Origin of the sequence: Burkholderia sp. Ax-1720 (genome assembly GCF_011753035.1) — a bacterium.
Lineage (GTDB): Bacteria > Pseudomonadota > Gammaproteobacteria > Burkholderiales > Burkholderiaceae > Burkholderia > Burkholderia gladioli.
In genome coordinates this window covers 1-3,662 of sequence record NZ_VWWK01000322.1, presented here as the reverse complement: position 1 = coordinate 3,662, position 3,662 = coordinate 1, and the positions used below count along the sequence as shown (strand labels likewise).

Here is a 3,662-nt window from a genome sequence, read left to right as displayed (position 1 = left end):
GCCGCGCCGTGACGCGGCAGCCAGTGGCCGGCCGGCAGCGCCAGCGCGCTGCCGCGCATCGGCCGCGTGTCCTCGCGCGCGGCCGCCAGCGCCGGGTCGTTCAGGTACCAGTGGCCGCCCGTGTAGCGCTGCGCCCAGGCCGGATCGCCGCCCACCAGCAGGTGATGGACGGCGGGTTCGCCGCTCGGCTCGTCGAACACGAACCAGTGGAAGAAGCATTGCGCGGCATCGCATGCCGCCGTGACGCGCCGCATCAGCGCGATCAGCTCGGCGTCGCTCTCGCATTCGGAGGCATAGGCGGGCTCGTCCAGGCGCGGCGCGCCGCCGGCCCGCGCGAGCCCCGCCTCGAGCGCGTCGAGCACCGCGCGATATTCGTTGGCCAGCGGCGCGGCGAACGGGTCATGCGCGACGAAGGCGGCCAGCGCCGCGCGCTCGCTCGCGTCGAGACGCTGGATCGAGACCGGCTCGCCGGGCGCGCGGCGATGCCGCTCGAACACGAAGCCGCGTTCGGCGTCGCCGCGCGCGACCAGCGAGAGACGAACCCCGCCCACCACGCCGTGCCGGATCTGCAGGGCATCGTCGTAATGGGGATCGGGGGAGAGATAGGAAGGCAAAGCGGAGTGTCGAGCCATGAGCGCCGGACCACCTGTGCAGGGAGTGGAAGGCGATGGCGGGCCGTCCCGCCGGCATCGCGGCGGGAGCGGTTTGCGTACGGGCGTGAACGCCTCGAACGACGGGGACGAATAGGTGGGTCGGCAAGCCTCGCTCCGCGTCACACGCACCGACGGCCATCGGTGGGATCAACCGCGCGGCGGGCGTGCCGACGCGCGCAGGGGATCTCGGGCGACGAGAAAAGGCGGATCGCGAAACCGGCGCGGGCGAGGCGCTGCCTCGTCCTGGCCGGGATGCGAGCCGATCGAAACGGACTGATGGGCCGCCGGGAAGGCGGCACGCGACGCAGCGGCGCCGCGGCCGAGGCCGGGCACCGCCGCCGCATGGATGGCCAGGGCGGCCCGCATGCGGCGAACGTCAGGCGGCGAACCAATGGAGCGCGGCGGCACGGCGCCGCGCGCGACACGCGCGGCCGCAGCCTGGGGCCGCGGCACACGGTGCCGGTTCGCTCGGGCGGCCCGAGGCGTCTCCTGGACTCGGGCCGGATTGCAGAGACGATGACGGCGGGTGCGAGCCCGGCCGTGAGCGCGGTTGCCCGCGCCACGGCCTGCTCGCCCCGCCGTTCCTTGGTCGTCAGTTCAGACTTCGCACTCTCTCGTCGTCGAATGCCTGATCGCCGGGTCCGCCAGGCGTCCCGGCCTTGTTGTTCAAGGCTTGCTGCAGCCGGCCGTCACGCGCCGTCGCGCGCGACGGCCGGTTCGTTTCAGATATGCAGGGCGTGGCCGAGCGCCCGCAAGGCGGCCTCCATCACCGCCTCGCCGAGCGTCGGATGGGCGTGGATGGTGCCGCCCACGTCCTCCAGCCGCGCGCCCATCTCCAGCGACTGCGCGAAGGCGGCGGACAGCTCCGAGACACCGCGGCCCACGGCCTGCCAGCCGAGGATCAGGTGATCGTCGCGGCGCGCCACCACGCGCACGAAACCGTCGCTGCTCTCCAGCGTCATGGCGCGGCTGTTGACCGACAGCGGGAAGCTGGCCACCAGCGCGTCCTCGGGCGTGGCCGCGTCGTGCGGCGCGAGGCCGACCGACACCACCTCGGGATCGGTGAAGCAGACCGCCGGGATCGCGGCCGGCATGAAGCGCCGCCGCTTGCCCGAGACGATCTCGGCCACCATCTCGCCCTGCGCCATGGCGCGATGGGCCAGCATCGGCTCGCCGGTCAGGTCGCCGATCGCCCAGACGTTGCGCATCGAGGTACGGCACTGGTCGTCGATCTTCAGGGCATGGCCCTCGCGATCGAGCTGCAGCGCCTCCAGCCCCCAGCCCTGGGTGCGGGGCCGGCGGCCGACCGCCACCAGCACGCGATCGGCCGGCAGCGCGTGTTCCGCGCCGGCCGCGTCCTGGATGCGCACGGCGTCGCCGCCCGCGTTCAGGCCCAGCACCTTGCGCTCCAGGTGCAGCGCGATGCCGAGCTTGCCGAGCGAGGCGGCGACCGGCTTGGTCAGCGCCTCGTCCCAGGCCGGCAGGATGCGCGCCTGGGCCTCGACCACGGCCACCTCGACGCCGAGCTTGCGATAGGCGATCGCCAGCTCCAGGCCGATATAACCGGCGCCCACCACCACCAGGCGCCGGGGCAGGCTACTCGGCGAGAGCGCCTCGGTGGACGATTGCACGATGCCGCCGAACGGCATCGAGGGCAGCGCGACCGGCTCGGAGCCGGCCGCCAGCAGCAGGTGCTCGCCGCGCACGCGCAGCGGCTCGCCGCCCTCGCGCGCGACCTCGACGGTCTTGCCGTCGATCACCCGCGCCTCGCCCTGCAGCACGTCCACGCCGTGGCGCTTCATCAGCGTGCCGATGCCGCCGGTCAGCCTGGCGACGATGCCGTCCTTCCAGGCCACGGTGCGGCCGATGTCGATCGCCGGCGAGGCCACGCTGATGCCCAGCGGCGATTCCTTCGCGTAATGGCGGGCCTTGTCGAATTCCTCGGCCGCGTGGATCAGTGCCTTGGAGGGGATGCAGCCGATGTTCAGGCAGGTGCCGCCCAGCCGCGCGCGCTCGACCAGCACGGTCGGCACGCCGAGCTGCGCGGCGCGGATCGCGGCCACGTAGCCGCCGGGCCCGCCGCCGATCACCAGCAAGGTGGTGTTGATGGGTTCGCTCATCGGCTCAGTCCACGAATAGCAGGGCGGGTTGTTCGAGCAGCGCGCGCACCGACTGGATGAACTCGGCCGCGTCCATGCCGTCCACCACGCGATGGTCGAACGAGGACGACAGGTTCATCAGCTTGCGCGCCACCACCAGGCCGTTGCGGATCATCGGCCGCTCGACGATGCGGTTCACGCCGACGATGCCCACCTCGGGATGGTTGATGACGGGCGTGGACACCACCCCGCCCAGCGGCCCCAAGCTGCTCAGCGTAATGGTCGAGCCGCTCAGCTCCTCGCGCGAGGCCTTGCCGGCGCGCGCCGCCTCGGCCAGCCGCGCCACCTCGGCGGCCAGCGCCCAGACGTCGCGCGCCTCGGCATGGCGCACCACCGGCACCATCAGCCCGCCCTTGCTCTGGGTGGCCACGCCCAGGTGCACGGCGCCGTGGCGCGTCACCACGCCGGCCTCGTCGTCGTAGCGCGCGTTGATCTGCGGGAAGTCGCGCAGCGCGACCACCATCGCGCGCGCGATGAAGGGCAGCATGGTGAGCTTGCCGCGCGTCTCGCCGTGACGGCGGTTCAACTCGGCGCGCAGCGTCTCCAGCTCGGTCACGTCGATCTCCTCGACGTAGCTGAAATGCGGGATGCGGCGCTTGGCTTCCTGCATCTTCTCGGCGATCTTGCGGCGCAGGCCGATCACCGGCACCGCCTCCTCATCGTGGCGCTCGGCATAGGCCGCGCGCGCGCCGGCCGGCGCCGCGGCGCCGCCGCTGCCCTGCAGCCAGGCGTCGAGATCCCCGTGCAGGATCCGGCCCGCCTCGCCCGAGCCGCGCACGAAGCGCAGCTCGATGCCGAGATCCCAGGCGCGCTTGCGCACCGCCGGCGAGGCCAGTGGACGCTCGCCGGG

Annotated in this window: 2 protein-coding genes and 1 pseudogene; all 3 read right to left on the bottom strand. The window is 73.2% G+C overall.

From position 1 onward, the window contains the following. A pseudogene (locus F3J18_RS36045) lies at positions 1-632 on the bottom strand (autoinducer binding domain-containing protein); the annotation flags it as partial. A 743-nt stretch (positions 633-1,375) separates the two neighbouring features. Continuing rightward, on the bottom strand, positions 1,376-2,773 hold the full coding sequence (gene lpdA / locus F3J18_RS36040) for a dihydrolipoyl dehydrogenase (RefSeq protein WP_103694131.1): 1,398 nt from the start codon (positions 2,771-2,773) through the stop codon (positions 1,376-1,378). A 4-nt stretch (positions 2,774-2,777) separates the two neighbouring features. Beyond that, positions 2,778-3,662, bottom strand: an 885-nt coding sequence (locus F3J18_RS36035; RefSeq protein WP_166916919.1) for a dihydrolipoamide acetyltransferase family protein, incomplete at its 5' end; no start/stop codon positions are given.

What these genes read in the sequence shown, in the direction of transcription:
- lpdA (WP_103694131.1), bottom strand. Translation starts at nt 2,773, where the DNA reads ATGAGCGAACCCATCAACACCACCTTGCTGGTGATCGGCGGCGGGCCC.